The organism is Agrobacterium tumefaciens, assembly GCA_025559845.1.
Classification (GTDB): domain Bacteria; phylum Pseudomonadota; class Alphaproteobacteria; order Rhizobiales; family Rhizobiaceae; genus Agrobacterium.
On record CP048470.1, the window covers coordinates 1,075,593 to 1,092,054 of the forward strand.

Genomic DNA, 16,462 nt, shown 5'->3' on the forward strand with positions numbered 1-16,462 from the left:
AAATGGAGTGTATTTTTCAATACCGCGGCGCAATATTCCCGATATCCTTGCGTGCAGGAACGCGTCCGACCCAGACCAATGTATAGGTTAGGTTGTGCTCGAAAAAACGTATTGTCGTGAAAAATCGCATCGGGGGAACAATGTCGATTGCGTCAACGATATTTCGCTCTCGCGAACCGGAAGGCGGAGCCCATCATCTCGCCTTCGGTCTGGGAGCCCTGGCATTGGCTGCTGCCGTCTTTTATGTCGATACCTATACCGACATCGAAGGCGCAATCGCCGTGCTCTACGTGATCACGATGCTTTTGGCCGCTCAGGCAATCACGCGATCTGCACTGATCACAATCTCCTTCGCCTGCGCCATCCTGTCGTTATTGTCATACGCCATGACGCACGCACAGGATGCAGACCTGCAATCCGCACTGCGCCTTCTCGTCGCCTTATCGGCTCTGGCAGTCACGACAATGTTGCTGCTGAAGACGGAAACCGCCCGTCTGGCATTGCTGTCGATCAACGCCGAACTGAAGGAAAGCGAAGAACGATACCGCTCGATTTTCGACCGCACGCGCGTGGCGCTGTGGGAACGCGACTACTCCAGGCTTCATACTTTGCTCGTGGATCTCAAACAGCAGGGTATTGTCGATATGCGCGCTCATGCCCGCGCCAATCCGGGATTTACCCAGAAGTGCATCGATCTTATCACCGTCGTTGCCTCGAACGAAGCCGGCAAGGAGATGCTCGGTTACGATTCCTCCGTCAGCGGCACCTTAAAGCAGTCGGTTGTCTCCGCACCCGACAAGTTTCTGGATGTGCTGCAAGCCATTGTCGATAACAGGCGGGTTTTCGAAGACAAGGTGGTCGTCCGCACTGTTGGCGGCGAAGACAGGCTGGTGCTTCTTTCAATCAGTTTTCCGGCGGAATCCTCCTCCTTCAATCGGGTGGTGGTGAGCATGGTCGACATCACCCAGCGCGAAATGGCGCTCAAGGCTCTCGCCGAGGCACAGGCCGAACTGACGAAAGCCTCAAAAGCCGCGACCGTCGGGGCCATGTCCGCCTCACTCTCTCACGAACTGAACCAGCCACTCGGCGCCATCATCGTCAATGCGCAGACATTGCTGCGTTGGCTGGATCGCGATCCACCCGATCTTGCTGCGGCACGCCGTTCGGCCGAACGCATGATCCGCGACAGCCAGCGCGCCAGCGAGATCATTGAGAACACCAGAAGCATGCTGGCTCATACTGGTGGCAAGCTCGAAACCTTTGAGTTGGACGAATTCATTGACGAGACGCTCGGTCTCCTCGAGCACGATCTGGAACGCAGCGGTACGACCGTCAATGTCGAAAAGGAAACCACGCCGCCGGTCAAGGCCGTCAGGATTGAACTGCAGCAGGTTCTCATCAATCTGCTCACCAACGCCATTCAGGCCATGGACGAAGCGGGCATTGGCAATCGCACAATAACCGTTCGAAAGGAAAGTCAGGACGCCGATACCATTCGCGTCATTGTTCGCGACAACGGGCCTGGCATTGCCGCAGAAATAAAGGAAAAGCTGTTTTCGCCGTTCTTCACGACGAAGGCGACAGGTATGGGAATGGGGCTTTCCATCTGCCGCACGACATTGGAAGCACGCGGTGGGCGGCTTGATGGCGACAACCACCCTCTCGGTGGCGCGGTTTTTGCCATTTCCATGCCAATCAGCCCGGAGGTTGAGCATGCCTGAAGCACGCAAGATATCCAAGGAACCGCCTTCGCCGGTCGTGTTCATCGTCGATGACGACATATCCATGCGAGAGGCTCTCACTGATCTTTTCAGGTCCATGAAATTCGACGCCGAAGCCTTCGAAAGCACGGCGGCTTTTCTTGAGAAAGCCAATCTCGACCGGCATGGTTGTCTGCTGCTGGACGTGCGCCTTCCCGGGATCAGCGGCCTTGATTTCCAGATGCAGATGGATCGCATCGGCAACAGGATGCCGATCATTTTCATGACTGGCTTCGGCGACATTCCGATGAGTGTGAGGGCAATGAAGGCTGGCGCCGTGGACTTCCTGACAAAACCGTTCAAGGAGCAGGACATTCTCGATGCTGTCGCGACCGCCATGGAACGCGATGCCTCGCGACGGCTGGAGAACGCCCAGAACGAGGCTGTCGCGTCTCTTGCCGAGCAACTGACACCACGAGAACGCGAGGTCATGGGCGCCGTCGTTCGCGGCCTGATGAACAAGCAGATCGCTTACGAGCTTGGAATCAGCGAAGTGACCGTGAAATTGCACAGAGGCAACGTCATGCGCAAAATGGAGGCGAGATCCGTTGCTGATCTTGTCAGAAAAGCGGAGTTGCTTGGTTAGAAGCACAAACCACCTGTATCTTAGTATGGTATCATTTAAACCGGCGCGGGCGCATAGAAGATATAAAGAAAAACAGAAAAGGTCGCCTCATTGCCCCCCGTACCCATCATCGCCGTCGTTGACGACGACCAGGCTATCCGTGAAGCCATGGATGACCTCATCATGTCCTTCGGTTACGAATGCCGCCTGTTTTCCTCTGCAGAGGAGTTCCTGAAATTCGAGCAGCACGCGGCAATCGACTGCATTGTCGTGGATGTGAAAATGCCAGGTCTCTCTGGCATCGAACTGCAGAGCGAACTGAACCGGCGTGGCAATCATCCACCGATGATCTTCGTGACATCCTATGAGGATGACCGGACACGCAATGCCGCCTTGAGCGGTGGCGCCTTTGCCTTTCTTCGCAAGCCCGTCAATATCGGCAACTTGATCGGCTGCCTGGAATCCGCCCTCGGCCAGCAGTCCTGATCCACACCACCACGCCAATGGCCAACCGACGTTTGTTCATGGAAGAGGAGTAGAGTCTTTGCTGTCCTTGTCAAATCTGCAGATCTCCGAAAAGAACGGCGTTCTTTCTCTATCCGCCAATCTTTTCAGCAGCCAGTCGAACCAGTCCTATACGCTTCGCTGCGAAGTCGAGAGGAACGGATCGATGCCAATGCTGGACCACCTGACGGCTGAACATCTGGATCGACCTTCCAAGACGGTACAGGCAGCCCTCCCCTCGCCCTGACCGTATCCTGATCCCCAACACACAATCGCTCTCTCATGCTCAGGCCTTACCGTCTGGGCACGCATTGCCGTTGAGGCTGCGGCATTCCATTGATCGGATCGATCCCTAACACTTCAGCACATACAAACTAGACCTCTGTATAGATGCCGACGCCTCCGCCGCACCGTAGCCTTTGCTCCAGTCAAGCGGCGCCCCCAAGGGCTGGTCCTCATGACACCATCACCCTTTTTGTGGAGCACGGCATGACCTCCATCAGCAAGAATGCGGACGAGCGTAAGCCTCGTCCCCTCAAAGTCGCGGCAGTTTTGACATTGGGCGCGGTAGCAGTGCTCGCGGGCAATGCTTTCCTGATCAGGAACACCGAACCGGCTCTTGCTGCTTCGGAAGACGTCGCATCAGCCAGCGCATTCCACATTGTCGCACCACAGACAATCGACCGGTTGGCTGGCCTGTCCGTCTCCACGACGGGAGACGGTGATACGACCGCAGAGGCGCAGCCTGTTCCGACCCTGGACAAAACGTCCTGCATCGCGACGCGCGCTGCTCAAAAAACCGATCGCCATGAAACGCTCGACCCCAAAACCTTCTGCCAACTTCAACACCGGCTTTTCAATGCGGAACTGATCGACCGGATCGCCACACTGCAGTTGGCTTCGCAGCCACGCCTTATCGAAGCCTCGTCCCAAATCGCCATGAACAAGGATTTCTAAGATGGAAACATTATCAAGACGCGCAGTTCTTGCCATCGGCGCCATCGGCAGCACCGCGCTTGCCGCCAGCACCGCAAAGGCAGCATCGTTTGGCAATCCGGACCAACCGGCCGAAGGTGCCATCAACGCCAATGCCGCAAGCCTGACCGATCCGGGACCGAAGAACCCTGCTATCAACAGCGAATTTCCGTCGTTCCAGGATCCACCCGCGACCGATGTCGGCGATATGCAGCTCTTCTGGGGATCATTCAACAACGCAGCAAAACGCATTCAGAATGGCGGCTGGGCACGTCAGGTGACGAAATCGGATTTTGCGATTTCCGACGCGGTTTCCGGCGTCAACATGCGTCTGGGACCAGGTGGGATCAGGGAGATGCATTGGCATCGTGCTGCCGAATGGGCGATCATGACCAACGGGCAGTGCCGCATCACTGTGCTCGATACGCAGGGTCGCGCCTATGTGCAGGATGTCGAGGCCGGTGACCTCTGGTATTTTCCGGCCGGCTTCCCGCATTCGCTGCAGGGTATTGGGCCCGACGGGTGCGAATTCGTTATCGTCTTCGATGAAGGCGACCAATCCGAATACGGCACTTTGCTGCTGACCGACTGGCTCGCCCATACCGCTCCCGACCTGCTGGCCAAGAACTTCGGTGTTCCGCAGGATGCCTTTCGCAATATTCCACTTCAGGATCTCTGGATTTTTCAGGGTAAGGAGCCCGGTCCTCTATCGGTAGATCAGGAAGCCGTTGCCGGCGCCGGCCTGCCGCCTTTTCCTTTCACCTACAAGCTGGCGGCATCCAAACCTCTCAAGGAAAATGCAGCCGGCGTCATTCAACTGGCCGACAGCAGCGTCTTTACAGTTTCCAAGACGATTGCCGCTGCCATCGAGACCATCAAACCTGGCGCTGTCAGGGAAATGCATTGGCATCCGAACGCGGATGAGTGGCAATACTGGATCAAGGGTGAGGGACGGATGACGGTATTCGACGCAGGTCCGCGCAGCCAGACTGCCGACTTTCGCGCCGGCGACATTGGATACGTCAAGCGAAGCCAGGGCCACATCATCGAAAACACCGGAAAGACCGATCTCCAGTTCGTCGCAGTCTTCAAGACCGCTGAATATCAGGAGGTCAGCCTCTCCTCGTGGTTGACCCATACCCCGCCGGCACTGGTAGCCCAACACCTGAACATCAGCCTCGACGATCTGGCGAAGTTCCCGGCGAACCAGCCTGCGATCATGCCAGGTTGAATGGTCCTCGATATTCCCACCGGCGTTTCTGCATGGCCGATCCGCCGGTTTTCCATTCAAGACACGCTTGCAACTGAGCGAAGGTAAGACACCATGGACATAAGCACCTCGTCCCATCACCAACATGTCGCTGACGGTCTCGGTCGGGGCGCCCTCTACGCCATGGCGGTCGCCAGCGGCGTCGCCGTTGCGAATATCTATTACAATCAACCCATGCTTGGCATCATCGAGACCGATCTCGGTCGAACTTCCGTGACGGGGTTGGTTCCGACCGCGACACAGCTCGGTTACGCCCTCGGCCTGTTTTTCCTTTTGCCGTTCGGCGATATCGTTCACCGGCGAAAGCTCATCATTGGCCAATTCATCGTCCTGGGCGCTGCGCTTGCTGTCGCAGCAATCGCGCCCTCGGCATGGTTCCTCGTCGGCGCTTCGCTGCTGGTTGGTGCAAGCGCAACCGTGGCTCAGCAGATCGTACCCTTTGCAGCGAGCCTGGCGAGGCCGGAAAAGCGCGGCTCCACGATCGGCACCGTTATGGCCGGTGTGCTGAGCGGCATCCTTTTCAGCCGAACTCTTTCCGGTTTCGTTGGTCAGCATGCCGGATGGCGGGAAATGTTCTGGATCAGTGTCCCGCTTTCGCTGGCCGCTGCCGTTCTGATGTTCTTTACCCTGCCCGAACACCGGCCGACCTCCAGAATGCATTACCACCGCGCCATCGCTTCGCTGGCGCATCTGTGGAGCAGGCACAGGCAATTGCGCACCGCCGCACTGATGCAGGCAGCGCTTTTCGGCTCGTTCACGGCCTTCTGGACAATCCTTGCATTTTATCTCCAGACGCCGCGCTTCAATCTGGGCGCAGATGTCGCCGGTCTCTTCGGCATCATCGGCGCTGTCGGTATTTTTGCCGCCCCCCTGGCAGGACGCATCGCAGACCGGCGCGGTCCACATTTCGTGGTCTGGATCGGTGTGCTGCTGACCCTTCTGTCCTGGGCCATCTTCGGTCTCTGGGGCTCCCTTGCCGCACTGATAATCGGCGTGATCGTTCTCGACTTCGGTGTGCAGAGCACGCTCGTTTCGAACCAGCACATCGTTTATGCACTGGAACCTGAGGCCCGTAGCCGGTTGAACACGATCTTCATGACCTCCATGTTCCTTGGTGGCGCAGCAGGCGCGGCACTTGCCACTTTCGCGTGGGAACAGGCGGGCTGGAGTGGTGTCAGCGTGTTGGGTGCCCTGCTCGCGCTCGTTGCATTGGCTATCCGGCTTCTTGACCACCGCGCCCCGCGCCGTTCCACCATCAAGGAATAGGGGCGCGCCATGAAACCTCAGACAATTCGCATTGCAGGCGGTTCACTTGCAGGTCTCTTCGCCGCGATCCTGCTGCAACAGGATGGACATGACGTCAAACTTTACGAGCGCTCGTCGTCCGGGCTTGGAGGCCGAGGTGCGGGCCTGGTCCCGCAGCAGGATCTGTTCGACATTCTCGGCCGGATTGGCTGCGAAGATGTTGCCCACGTTGGCGTGATCGCGAAAGAGAGAATCTATCTCAACGCAACAGGGCGTGTCGCGCAACGGCTCGACATGCCACAGATGCAGATCTCCTGGGATTACCTGTTCGAACGCGTATCATCTCGCCTTGCCCCGAATACGTATCGTCTTGGCCACCATGTCGATAGTGTTAAGGAAAACGATGACGGTGTTACCCTTACCTTTGCCGACGGCACGCAGGAGCGCGCCGATCTGCTGATCGGGGCTGACGGCCTCGGTTCAACAGTTCGACGAGCCCTTAACCGCAATGCGACAAATTCCTTTGCCGGTTACGTTGCGTGGCGCGGACTGATCCCCGAAACACATTTGCCAGATGATGCGGCCTTGCTGCTGGATCGCTTCACGTTCTCCATCGCCCCTGGCATCCACGTTCTCGGTTACCTCGTGCCGGGATCAAAGGGCGAAACGGACAAAGGCCAGCGACGTTACAACTGGGTCTGGTATCGCCAGACATCGACGGAAGAATTGGCCCGAACCTTCACGGGCCAGGACGGTCGGCAATTCGAATATTCGCTGCCGCGTGGCGAGCTGTCAAATATCCGCCGGGAGCAATTACGCAAAGACGCTTTCTCGCGGTTACCGCCACAACTGGCGCTCGCGGTGCAGGTAGAGGAAAGCCCCTCAATCCAGGGCATTTTCGACTACGAGGCAGAACATATTGTCTCGCACCGCATCGCGTTGATGGGAGATGCCGGTTTCGTCGTTCGCCCCCACACGGCAATGGGTGTTTCCAAAGCTGCCGGTGATGCGATGGCACTGCAAGAGGCCCTGCGCCAGTCGGATGATCTGCCTGAGGCTCTTTCACAATACCAGCGCATCCGTCTGCCAGTCGGCAGGGCCATCGCCGCCTATGGGCGACGTCTCGCCGAAACAGCTTTCTGAACTCACGTTTGAGGCTCAGCCAGCAATGTTCGCACCAGCGGGATCACCTTCGTGCCGTAAAGTTCAATGCTGCTCATGAGCTTTTCGTGCTCCATGGGACCAGCCGAGTATTTCATCTGGAAGCGCGAAACACCGAGCGTGCGGACAAGCTTTACAATCTTCTTTGCGACTGTTTCGGGAGAGCCCGCGTAAAGCGAGCCGTGCTCGATCTCGTTTTCAAAATCCCGTTGTGTAACAGGAGGCCAGCCGCGCTCCCGTCCGAGACGGTCGCGGATCTTCTTGAAATGCGGGAAGAGATCACGGCGCGCCTGCTCATCGCTTTCGGCAACATAGCCCGGCGAATGCACGCCGATTTCACCCGCCGGGCGACCCGCTTGTTCAGACGCCTTGCGGTATAACTCCACATACGGTGCAAACCGGCCGGGATCACCGCCGATGATGGCGAGCATGAGCCGCATATCGTACCGCACGGCCCGCAACACGGATTCCGGGCTACCGCCAACACCGATCCATGTTTTCAGATGCCCCTCTGCCATGGGCGGATAGATGTGCTGATCGACCAGGGGCGGTCTCCAATCCCCCTGGTAATTAATCAGATCTTTAGTGGCGAGTTGGGAAAAGAGGTCGAGCTTTTCTTCAAACAGCGCCTCATATTGTGAGAGGTCATAACCGAAGAGAGGAAAGGATTCGATGAACGAGCCGCGACCGAGAATAACTTCGGCTCGGCCATTCGAGAGAGCATCAAGCGTCGAAAACCTTTGAAATACCCTGATGGGGTCGTCGGAACTGAGCACTGTCACGGCCGATCCCAAACGGATGCGTTCGGTACGAGAGGCAATGGCGGCGAGTACCACCTCTGGCGCAGAGACAGCAAAGTCCTGTCGATGGTGTTCACCGATACCGAAAAAGTCGATGCCGTTGCGATCGGCCAAAACCGCCTCTTCGACGACATTGCGGATGACCTGCGGTTGGGCGAGAAGCTGTCCGTCTAAAGCGGTCGTGACATCCCCAAAGGTGTCGAGGCCGAATTCAAGTGATTGGGTCATGGGATTTCCAGTTCATGCGTTATCTATGTGGAGCTGAGCGTGGGACCAGCTTTCATCGGTTCTCAGAGCGCGGGACGCGTATTTCGCGACCACGGCCATTGGCCTTCGATCTCGGCTTCGAGGGAAAAACTCAGAAATGTTCTGATGAGGACAATCAATCCCAGCAGGCCAACGCTTTCCCAGGTCAGTGGCGAGATGATCGTGGCAATGATGTCGGCACCAATCAGAATTTCCAGTCCGAGCAGGATGCCGCGCCCGAGGTTTGCGCGATACCGGTCGTAAGCGTCATGTCCAGAGGCGGATAGCAGGTCCCGCACATAAACGATCGTTGCGATACCGACACCGGCGAGGATCACGCCGACGCCGAAGAATTCGAGGCCTGATGCGAGTGGCCTCAGGATCGGTGCGATCAGACTTGCCAGACCGCCAGCTTCACTCCCAATATCCATTGCGATAGTCCTTCTAGTTGAAGAGAAACGATTTCGGCCTCGTGGCCGCAGAAGCAGTGGCTTAGTTGGCGTCGGCGCCAGCCGTGCTGGCAAACAGAGCCACCAGTGCAAGAATGGCGGGCAGGCTGAAGGCTGCTGCGGGGGCATAGATGTAACCGGCAGCGCCAAAGCCACATCCAAGCGCGAAGGTAAACACTGCGGCGCTCATCTTCTTGATCCGCGCTTTGGCGGCAGCCACTTCGTCGGCTTTCGGATCAGCCAGAAGATCCGCGAGGTCGAGCATGATCTGGGTTGTCGTTCCGGTCATCAAAGTCGATGGCGGTGCTTTTGCAAGATGAGCCCGATGGAGCCCGTTCTGAATAGCCATGGCAGACACCAGCAGCATCGCGACCACGAAAGTTGCGACGGTTTCGCTTGCATTGAACGGCCCATGATAGAGAGCATAAAGTGCCACCGCAGCCAGCAGCGCCAGCTTCACCAGCAACATCGGCCTGATAGGCGAGCGGCCCGCGTTCTGAAGCTTCAGGCAAACGAGACGGGATGCAAAGACTACGATGCAGAACATAGGAAGCGCCAGAAGCTTGGACAACGCTCCGCCGAGGCCAAGGGCTGCGGTCGCACCCAATGTGACGAAATTCCCTGTGACATGGGCGGTGAACAGCCCCGACAGCGCCAGGAAGCCAAGCGTATCGACGTAACCTCCGTTGAAACTCAGGAGCATGGGGAGAGAGGGAAACTTCATGGCATTGATCTCGATCGCTGTTTCTAGTGGAAGAACGTCTGCCGCGTTAAGCGTCGGCTCGTTCGGTTCGATGGAGAGATTTTGGCCAGAAACTGCGGATCCAACAATTGCAACAATATTTTCGAATGAGTTGCGATTTATGAAACAATAAAAGAAGGAGCGGCTTTTGACCGCTCCCTCGTTTCTCAGGCCTTGCCGGGCCGATTGATTGTCAGAAAATGCCGGACGACGGGCTTATCCGGGCCTGTGTGATAGGCAAGAACCTTGCCTTGCAGGTCGGCGTCGGCATTTGAGACACGCTTGTGTTGTCTCAGATGTTCAGCCCAGGATTCCACCATGAACCATTCCACGATCTTCTGCGGATCGGCGGAGTCCTCTGTAACGCCCCAGCCATAGGCTCCATCCCGGCGACGTTCCTGCGACAGGACGTCAAGTGCATGCAGGAAGGCTGTACGGTGATGCTTTTCGACGTTGTATTCGATCAGGATCAGGACAGGGCCGCGATCATGAGCAACCGGTTCGGCAACGAGAGGTTCAGGCCAATGGTTGGACGGCACCATGTCGGCATCGCCAGCCGGCAGTTTCAGGCGGTGCATGATGACACCAGCAACCAGCAAACCTGCAGCGCCGATAAGAAGGGCACCCGGTACTCCAACTGCTTCACCAACCGCACCCCAACCAAGGCTGCCTGCGGTCATCGCGCCATTGAAAACAGTCAGGTAAACGGCAAGACCACGACCACGGACCCAGTTTGGCAGGACAGCCTGAGCCGTTCCATTAAGGGTGGTCAATGCGGTGATCCAGGCGGCGCCGAGCAGAAGCAATACGATGATGGCAACCCATTTTGGCGGCGCCATGGACAAAGTTCCCATGACGACAGCGGTGACGACAGCCGCCCCTAGCAACAAACCATCGGCATCAAAACGTTCACGCAGTTTGGGCATGATCAGCGCGCCACCGATAGCACCGGCGCCGACAGCACCCAAAAGAAGACCGTAGAAGCTGGCGTCTCCACCCAACAATTGACGGGCGACCAGAGGCAACAGAGCCCAGACGGCACTGGCGAAGGCGAAGAAGATGGCTGCACGCAACAGAACGACATGCAGAGGCTTGCTGGCGCGGGTGTAACGAAGGCCGGCGCGGAAAGCACCGAAGAAGTTTTCCTGCAACGCATCGTTGGCGTTCTTTGCCCTCGGCCACCAGACCAGCGCCGCGATGACGACGATATAGCTGGCAACGTCAGCACCATAGGTGAAGGCAGCACCAAAAGCAGCAAGCAGGAGACCACCAGCCGCAGGGCCGATCGACCGGGCGATATTGATGCCCAGTGAGTTCAGCGCGACCGCACTTTTAACGTCTTCGCGTTTGACCAGTTCAGGAACAATCGCCTGCCACGTCGGCCCCATCAATGCGGCACCGATGCCGCCCAGGAAGGTCAGGCCGATCAGGGCGCTAACGGAGAGCATGCCGGAATGAGCCAGCACCATGAGGCTGACGCTAACCGAAGCCAGCAGCAACTGCACGGCAATCAGAAACTTGCGCCGGTCGAGGATGTCAGTCAGGACACCCGCCGGAATGGCGAGCAGGAAGATTGGCAACGTCCCTGCAGCCTGAACCATGGCGACGGCCGCAGGCGACGCGGACAGATCCGTCATCAGCCAGGAACTCGCCACATCACGCATGAAGCTGCCAGTATTGCCGAGAACCGTGGCAGCCCAGAGGACTGCGAAGACGGGTTGAGCGAGCGGAGCAAAACTGCTCATCGAAGATTTGTTGGCACTCATTTGCCTGCTCCTTTTGTGAGATCGATTGCTGCGACGATGACGAAAGCACCGGCCAGTCCGAGGTGTTCAAAGAATGCGTTCGTTGCCATCATGCGATCCATGCCAGATGGCAGCTCCCAGAAGCGTAGCGCGATGAGTGTCGCAAGCAGCGTAAAGCCGGAGAGAGCGAGAGCGCCGAGCCAACGTAGAAAACCGGAGACCACCATGGCGGATGCGGCAAGCTCAAATCCAATGACCAGAACGGCGAACACGGGAGCTGGATGAAGTCCGAAATGGTTCATCTCGGCAATAGCGCCTGGAAAGTCAGCGATCTTGGTGAGAGGGCCCTGAATATAGGCGGCGCAAAGCGCAAGAAGTGCAACGGTTCGTGTGACGGGCGCCGCAACGACGTTGGCTAAAAGCCCGCCCCGGCGAATTGTTCGAGTTGGATCGATCATTGTCTGCTCCTGCATCTTTGCCGTTCGTTGCGAGCGGCTTGCGTGTTCATCTGATGGAGCGATATTGGCTTGATGCATTGCGAACTACAATTGCATCAATATTTTCTATTTAATTGCGATTTATGCAATAATGATAATTTGGGCCACTCTAACGCTGAATGCGATAAACGGGCATCGACGAAATCGATGCCCGTTGAACCGTTAGCCAGTCACTACAGGGCTCAGACCGCCCAGCAGGAGCAACCAAGCGCGCCGAAGAAGCCCTTCAGATCGGCGATCGGCAGTTTCGAGGTCCATGCACCGGCGTGATCATGCCCATGAACACCGCAATCGCTGGCGCAGCCGCACGATGTGATCGCAGTACGACGCAGCGAGCGAGAGCCCGCACCGTCAGGTTCGCCCCAGGCCGCGTAACCGCCGAACTTGCGGACAGGCGACCAATCTGGCATCGCCGGGGGAACATCATTCTCATCGAGTGCCTTGAAGTCGCCGGCACCATAAACGATCTTGCCGCCAACCATCGTAAGGTCCGAAGTGAGGAAAGAGATTTCATCCTCGGCGCAGGCAAAATAGTCCTTGTCAGGAACGATGAGATCGGCGAACTGGCCCTTTTCAATACGGCCTTTCTTGCCTTCCTCATTCGAGAACCAGGTGACCTTTTCGGTCCACATGCGCAGTGCCGTTTCGCGATCAAGGCAATTGGCACGCGGATAAAGCTGCATTCCGCCGACCGTCTTGCCGGTTACCATCCAGAACAGCGAGACCCACGGATTGTAAGAGGCAACACGCGTTGCATCCGTACCGGCCGAGACATTGACGCCCTTGTCCAGCATGCGGCGGATCGGCGGTGTTGCTTCCGCCACGCCATGACCATAACGCTCGACGAAATATTCGCCCTGATACGCCATGCGGTGCTGGGTGGCGATGCCGCCGCCAAGCGCGGCTATGCGGTCAATCGATCTTTCGGAGATGGTTTCCGCGTGGTCGAAGAACCAGTTGAGACCTTCCAGCGGAATATCCCTGTTGACCTTCTCGAAGACATCAAGCGACCGCGAGATCGTCTCGTCATAGGTGGCGTGCATTCGCCAGGGCCAGCGATTTTCGGCGAGAACGCGCACAACCTCTTCCAGCTCGCCTTCCATTTCCGGACCCATCTCCGGGCGTGGCTGGCGGAAATCCTCGAAGTCAGCAGCGGAGAAGACCAGCATCTCGCCAGCACCGTTGTGACGGAAATAGTCGTTGCCTTGCTTGTATTTGACCGAGGAAGTCCAGTTGAGAAAGTCCTCTTTCTCCTGCTTCGGCTTCTGGGTGAAGAGATTGTAGGCCAGGCGAACGGTCAGCTGATTTTCATCGGAGAGTTTCTGAATGACTTCGTAGTCATCAGGATAATTCTGGAAGCCACCGCCGGCGTCGATCACACCGGTTACGCCGAGCCGGTTCAACTCACGCATGAAATGGCGTGTCGAATTGACCTGATACTCGAAAGGCAGCTTTGGCCCCTTTGCCAAGGTCGAATAGAGAATACCCGCATTCGGCTTGGCAAGCAGCATGCCGGTCGGGTTACCATTGGCATCTCGGGTGATCTCGCCGCCCGGCGGGTTTGGTGTGTCCCGCGTATAACCGACAGCGCGAAGAGCAGCACCGTTAAGCAACGCGCGGTCATAAAGATGCAGCAGGAAAACGGGTGTATCAGGCGCAATCGCGTTGATCTCCTCGATCGTCGGCAAGCGCTTCTCCACAAACTGGTGCTCGGTGAAACCGCCGACAACGCGGACCCATTGCGGAGCGGGCGTAATCGCCACCTGTCGCTTCAGCATGTCCATCGCGTCGGCCAGCGAACGCACGCCGTCCCAACGCAACTCCATATTGAAGTTCAAACCGCCACGAACGACGTGCGTGTGGTTGTCGATAAGGCCGGGCAGAACGCGCTTACCTTTCAGATCGACGATCTTGGTGTCTGGTCCAGCGTGCGACATGACGTCTTCGTCACTGCCGACTGCCAGGAATTTTCCGTCCTTGATGGCAACGGCGCTTGCGGTCGGATTGGCACGATCGAGCGTGGTGAAGAGACCATGGTGGAGAACGAGGTCGGCGAACATGGGTCGGCTCCAGGGTTCTGTTTCAAGATGGATGAGTGTTGCGCGGTGGCAATTGCCTGCCACCGCGCGCTGGCAAACGAATCTCCCCCGGGAGACTCAGCTATCAGATTTCGTCTGGTTCTGGCGAGCCGTCGCAATGTCTGTGCCGGTGTCGCCTTTTGGCATGTGACCGAACATGTGCGGCTTGATCTGGTTGATCCAGGAAATCGCCGCCGGCTCCTTGCTCCAGAGCGTCTTGGCAAAAGGAACAATCTGTTCGCCAACGAGAATTCCCAGAAGGCCGACAAGAGCGATGACCGGTGGCGCGGGAGAACGAACGTTGAGGAGACTGTAGACGATGCCAACCAGCAAGCCGGCACCCAAAGACATGAGGTAGATTTTCATGATAGCGATCCTTGAGACGTGAGGCGACTGCTCCGGGAGTTCATTGCCAACCGGAGCAGTGTTGCTAATGGATTACTTGGCAGGGTTTGGTCCGATGCGCTTGCCGTGCTTGACGCGTTCTGCACCGCCATGGACGTGGGTGACGGCATAATCGATGCCCATGCCGTAAGCGCCCGAATGTTCCTTCACCAGCGACGTGACCGCATCGTAGGTTTCCTTGCGGGCCCAGTCGCGCTGCCATTCCAGAAGCACCTGCTGCCAGGTGACCGGGATCACACCAGCCTGGACCATGCGGTCCATTGCGTATTTGTGCGCATCGAGCGACGTGCCGCCGGAGGCATCAGCCACCATGTAGATCTCGTAATCGGCAACATCATGCAGCGCCGAAAGCGCGAAGGTCGTGTTGCACACTTCCGTCCAGAGGCCGGAAACCACGATCTTCTTGCGACCGTTGGCGGCGTTCCTGGCCAGCGCATCACGGACATTCTGGTCATCCCAGGAGTTCATCGAGGTGCGCTCGAGAATGTCGTTTTCCGGAAACACCGCCAGCAGTTCCGGGAAGGTGTTGCCGGAGAAGCTTTCGGTTTCGACCGTGGTGATGGTGGTCGGGATGTTGAAGATCTTGGCAGCCTTGGCGAGACCGACGACGTTGTTCTTCAGCGTCTGGCGGTCGATCGACTGGACGCCGAAAGCCATCTGCGGCTGCTGGTCGATGAAGATGAGCTGGCTGTTGGCGGGGGTCAGGACTTCAAGCTTCGACATGGTGGTTCTCCGTAAAATGATGGCCAAAGGCGGCTGGGTTGAAACGTCGTCGCTTGGGCGTGACCGGTGTGTCATCTGGTGTTGTCCGGTGTGTCCGTCGCGCCTCTGTTGGAGCAATAACTAGCCCAACCGAACGCCGCACAGAATTGCAATAATAATTGCGAATGAATTGCGATTATTGAAACAATATGCGGGCCGCACTGCGCCGGTGCAACGGCGCGAACAATCGCTCAAATGCCGTTGAGGGTCTTGTCTCGAAGTCATCCGCTTTGACGATTAGTCACATAGGTTCGGGACCAGACCTGTCACGATCCCGTCAACAGCCCAAATATGTCAGCGACGAAAAGCCCTTGGCTGTCGTCAGACGTTGCGTCGCCAATGCCCGGGCGATGTCCCCACAACGTTGGAGAAAACACGCGTAAAGTGGCTCTGATCGGCAAACCCGCATGAAATCGCCACCTCCGAAAGCGAAACCTCCGGGTTCTGCAGTAGCTCGCGCGCCCTGCTGATCCTCTCCTGAATCAGCCATTGGTAAGGGGTCATTCCCGTTGTATCTCGAAAAGCGCGAATGAAATAACCGCGAGACAGATTGCAGGCCCGTGCGACATCCTGAACCGCGATCTCCCCATCCAGATTATCGATCAGAAGGTTCTTTGCCATCAGCTCTTGGGATCGCGACAGCTTTCTGGACCGGTTGGTGGTCGTGATTGTTTTTCCGCCGTAGCGCTGGACCAGATATGTACCGATTGCTGTTGCCATTTGATCGACAAACAGAGCGCTGGTTTCCTCCGGTTTTTCAAGGGCGGGGATCAGAGCACGCACCAGATTGGCAAGCACGATATCCTTGGATGCTGTCTCTCCCATCAAAGACGAGATACCGGTAAGCTCCGTTTCATCGGCAATCCTTGTCAGCGCTGCCGGGGAGATCTCCAGCAGCAGGAAATCAAACGGTCCACCGAGGTCTGCCTTATAGGCATCAGAGAGATCGCGGATGTAGATGGAGTTTTCCACGAACATATGGCTTGTCGTCTTTTGCGCACCAAAAATGCGCCGCGTATGCCCGCCAAGCGTCGAAACACCGATCGCAAAACCACGATCACTCGGTTCGGTCGCGACCTGCTCAAGCTGGTCATCCCGCGTTCCCTTCCGGAAAAACCTGATATCCGCGCCGCTCAGAGTCTGGTTTTTGTAAAGCTTGTCGAACGGACAACCGAAGCTATCAACTGCCTGTTTCGCAGGAGGCTGTGACATACCTGTGGAACGATCGCTCACAGAGGACTACCTTCTCGTCTGCTTT

Annotated in this window: 17 protein-coding genes; 8 read left to right on the plus strand and 9 right to left on the minus strand. The window is 57.3% G+C overall.

Annotated elements, in window-relative coordinates; translation table 11 throughout:
- The first annotated feature begins 140 nt into the window (after positions 1 to 140).
- From FY156_21315 to FY156_21350, 8 genes are all read left to right on the plus strand, one after another.
- Positions 141 to 1,721 (plus strand): two-component sensor histidine kinase, encoded by a 1,581-nt coding sequence (locus tag FY156_21315; GenBank protein UXS04049.1) that lies wholly within the window; start codon positions 141 to 143, stop codon positions 1,719 to 1,721.
- Positions 1,714 to 2,346: a response regulator transcription factor gene (locus FY156_21320; protein ID UXS04050.1), complete on the plus strand. Its 633-nt coding sequence runs from the start codon at positions 1,714 to 1,716 to the stop codon at positions 2,344 to 2,346. Before FY156_21315 ends, FY156_21320 begins: the two co-directional genes overlap by 8 nt.
- A gap of 90 nt (positions 2,347 to 2,436) precedes the next feature.
- Positions 2,437 to 2,811: a response regulator gene (locus FY156_21325; GenBank protein UXS04051.1), complete on the plus strand. Its 375-nt coding sequence runs from the start codon at positions 2,437 to 2,439 to the stop codon at positions 2,809 to 2,811.
- 58 nt (positions 2,812 to 2,869) lie between these two features.
- Complete coding sequence (locus FY156_21330; GenBank protein ID UXS04052.1) at positions 2,870 to 3,076, plus strand: hypothetical protein; 207 nt, start codon at positions 2,870 to 2,872, stop codon at positions 3,074 to 3,076.
- A 242-nt stretch (positions 3,077 to 3,318) separates the two neighbouring features.
- The gene (locus tag FY156_21335) at positions 3,319 to 3,786 is read left to right on the plus strand and encodes a hypothetical protein (protein UXS04053.1); all 468 of its coding nucleotides are present in this window, start codon (positions 3,319 to 3,321) and stop codon (positions 3,784 to 3,786) included.
- 1 nt (position 3,787) lies between these two features.
- Positions 3,788 to 5,035 carry an oxalate decarboxylase family bicupin gene (locus FY156_21340; GenBank protein ID UXS04054.1) on the plus strand — a complete coding sequence of 416 codons (1,248 nt, stop codon included), beginning with the start codon at positions 3,788 to 3,790 and terminating at the stop codon, positions 5,033 to 5,035.
- 93 nt (positions 5,036 to 5,128) lie between these two features.
- On the plus strand, positions 5,129 to 6,340 hold the full coding sequence (locus FY156_21345) for an MFS transporter (protein ID UXS04055.1): 1,212 nt from the start codon (positions 5,129 to 5,131) through the stop codon (positions 6,338 to 6,340).
- Between the two features lie 9 nt (positions 6,341 to 6,349).
- Positions 6,350 to 7,462 carry an NAD(P)-binding protein gene (locus FY156_21350; protein UXS04056.1) on the plus strand — a complete coding sequence of 371 codons (1,113 nt, stop codon included), beginning with the start codon at positions 6,350 to 6,352 and terminating at the stop codon, positions 7,460 to 7,462.
- A gap of 2 nt (positions 7,463 to 7,464) precedes the next feature.
- Here the strand turns inward: FY156_21350 and FY156_21355 are convergent, their stop codons facing one another.
- The 9 genes from FY156_21355 to FY156_21395 all read right to left on the minus strand — a co-directional run bounded on the left by FY156_21355 (position 7,465) and on the right by FY156_21395 (position 16,416).
- Entirely contained in the window at positions 7,465 to 8,508 is a 1,044-nt protein-coding gene (locus FY156_21355) for an LLM class flavin-dependent oxidoreductase (GenBank protein ID UXS04057.1), read from the minus strand.
- Between the two features lie 62 nt (positions 8,509 to 8,570).
- Positions 8,571 to 8,957 (minus strand): DUF1622 domain-containing protein, encoded by a 387-nt coding sequence (locus FY156_21360; protein ID UXS04058.1) that lies wholly within the window; start codon positions 8,955 to 8,957, stop codon positions 8,571 to 8,573.
- Between the two features lie 61 nt (positions 8,958 to 9,018).
- Complete coding sequence (locus FY156_21365) at positions 9,019 to 9,699, minus strand: DUF1275 domain-containing protein (GenBank protein ID UXS04059.1); 681 nt, start codon at positions 9,697 to 9,699, stop codon at positions 9,019 to 9,021.
- Between the two features lie 185 nt (positions 9,700 to 9,884).
- On the minus strand, positions 9,885 to 11,483 hold the full coding sequence (locus FY156_21370; GenBank protein ID UXS04060.1) for an MFS transporter: 1,599 nt from the start codon (positions 11,481 to 11,483) through the stop codon (positions 9,885 to 9,887).
- The gene (locus FY156_21375; GenBank protein ID UXS04061.1) at positions 11,480 to 11,920 is read right to left on the minus strand and encodes a DoxX family protein; all 441 of its coding nucleotides are present in this window, start codon (positions 11,918 to 11,920) and stop codon (positions 11,480 to 11,482) included. Before FY156_21375 ends, FY156_21370 begins: the two co-directional genes overlap by 4 nt.
- A 221-nt stretch (positions 11,921 to 12,141) precedes the next feature.
- On the minus strand, positions 12,142 to 14,019 hold the full coding sequence (locus tag FY156_21380) for an amidohydrolase (protein UXS04062.1): 1,878 nt from the start codon (positions 14,017 to 14,019) through the stop codon (positions 12,142 to 12,144).
- A 96-nt stretch (positions 14,020 to 14,115) separates the two neighbouring features.
- The gene (locus FY156_21385) at positions 14,116 to 14,403 is read right to left on the minus strand and encodes a XapX domain-containing protein (protein ID UXS04063.1); all 288 of its coding nucleotides are present in this window, start codon (positions 14,401 to 14,403) and stop codon (positions 14,116 to 14,118) included.
- 72 nt (positions 14,404 to 14,475) lie between these two features.
- Positions 14,476 to 15,165, minus strand: a complete 690-nt coding sequence (locus FY156_21390; protein ID UXS04064.1) for a hydrolase — start codon at positions 15,163 to 15,165, stop codon at positions 14,476 to 14,478.
- Between the two features lie 360 nt (positions 15,166 to 15,525).
- Positions 15,526 to 16,416: a helix-turn-helix transcriptional regulator gene (locus FY156_21395; GenBank protein UXS05187.1), complete on the minus strand. Its 891-nt coding sequence runs from the start codon at positions 16,414 to 16,416 to the stop codon at positions 15,526 to 15,528.
- Positions 16,417 to 16,462: the final 46 nt, after the last annotated feature.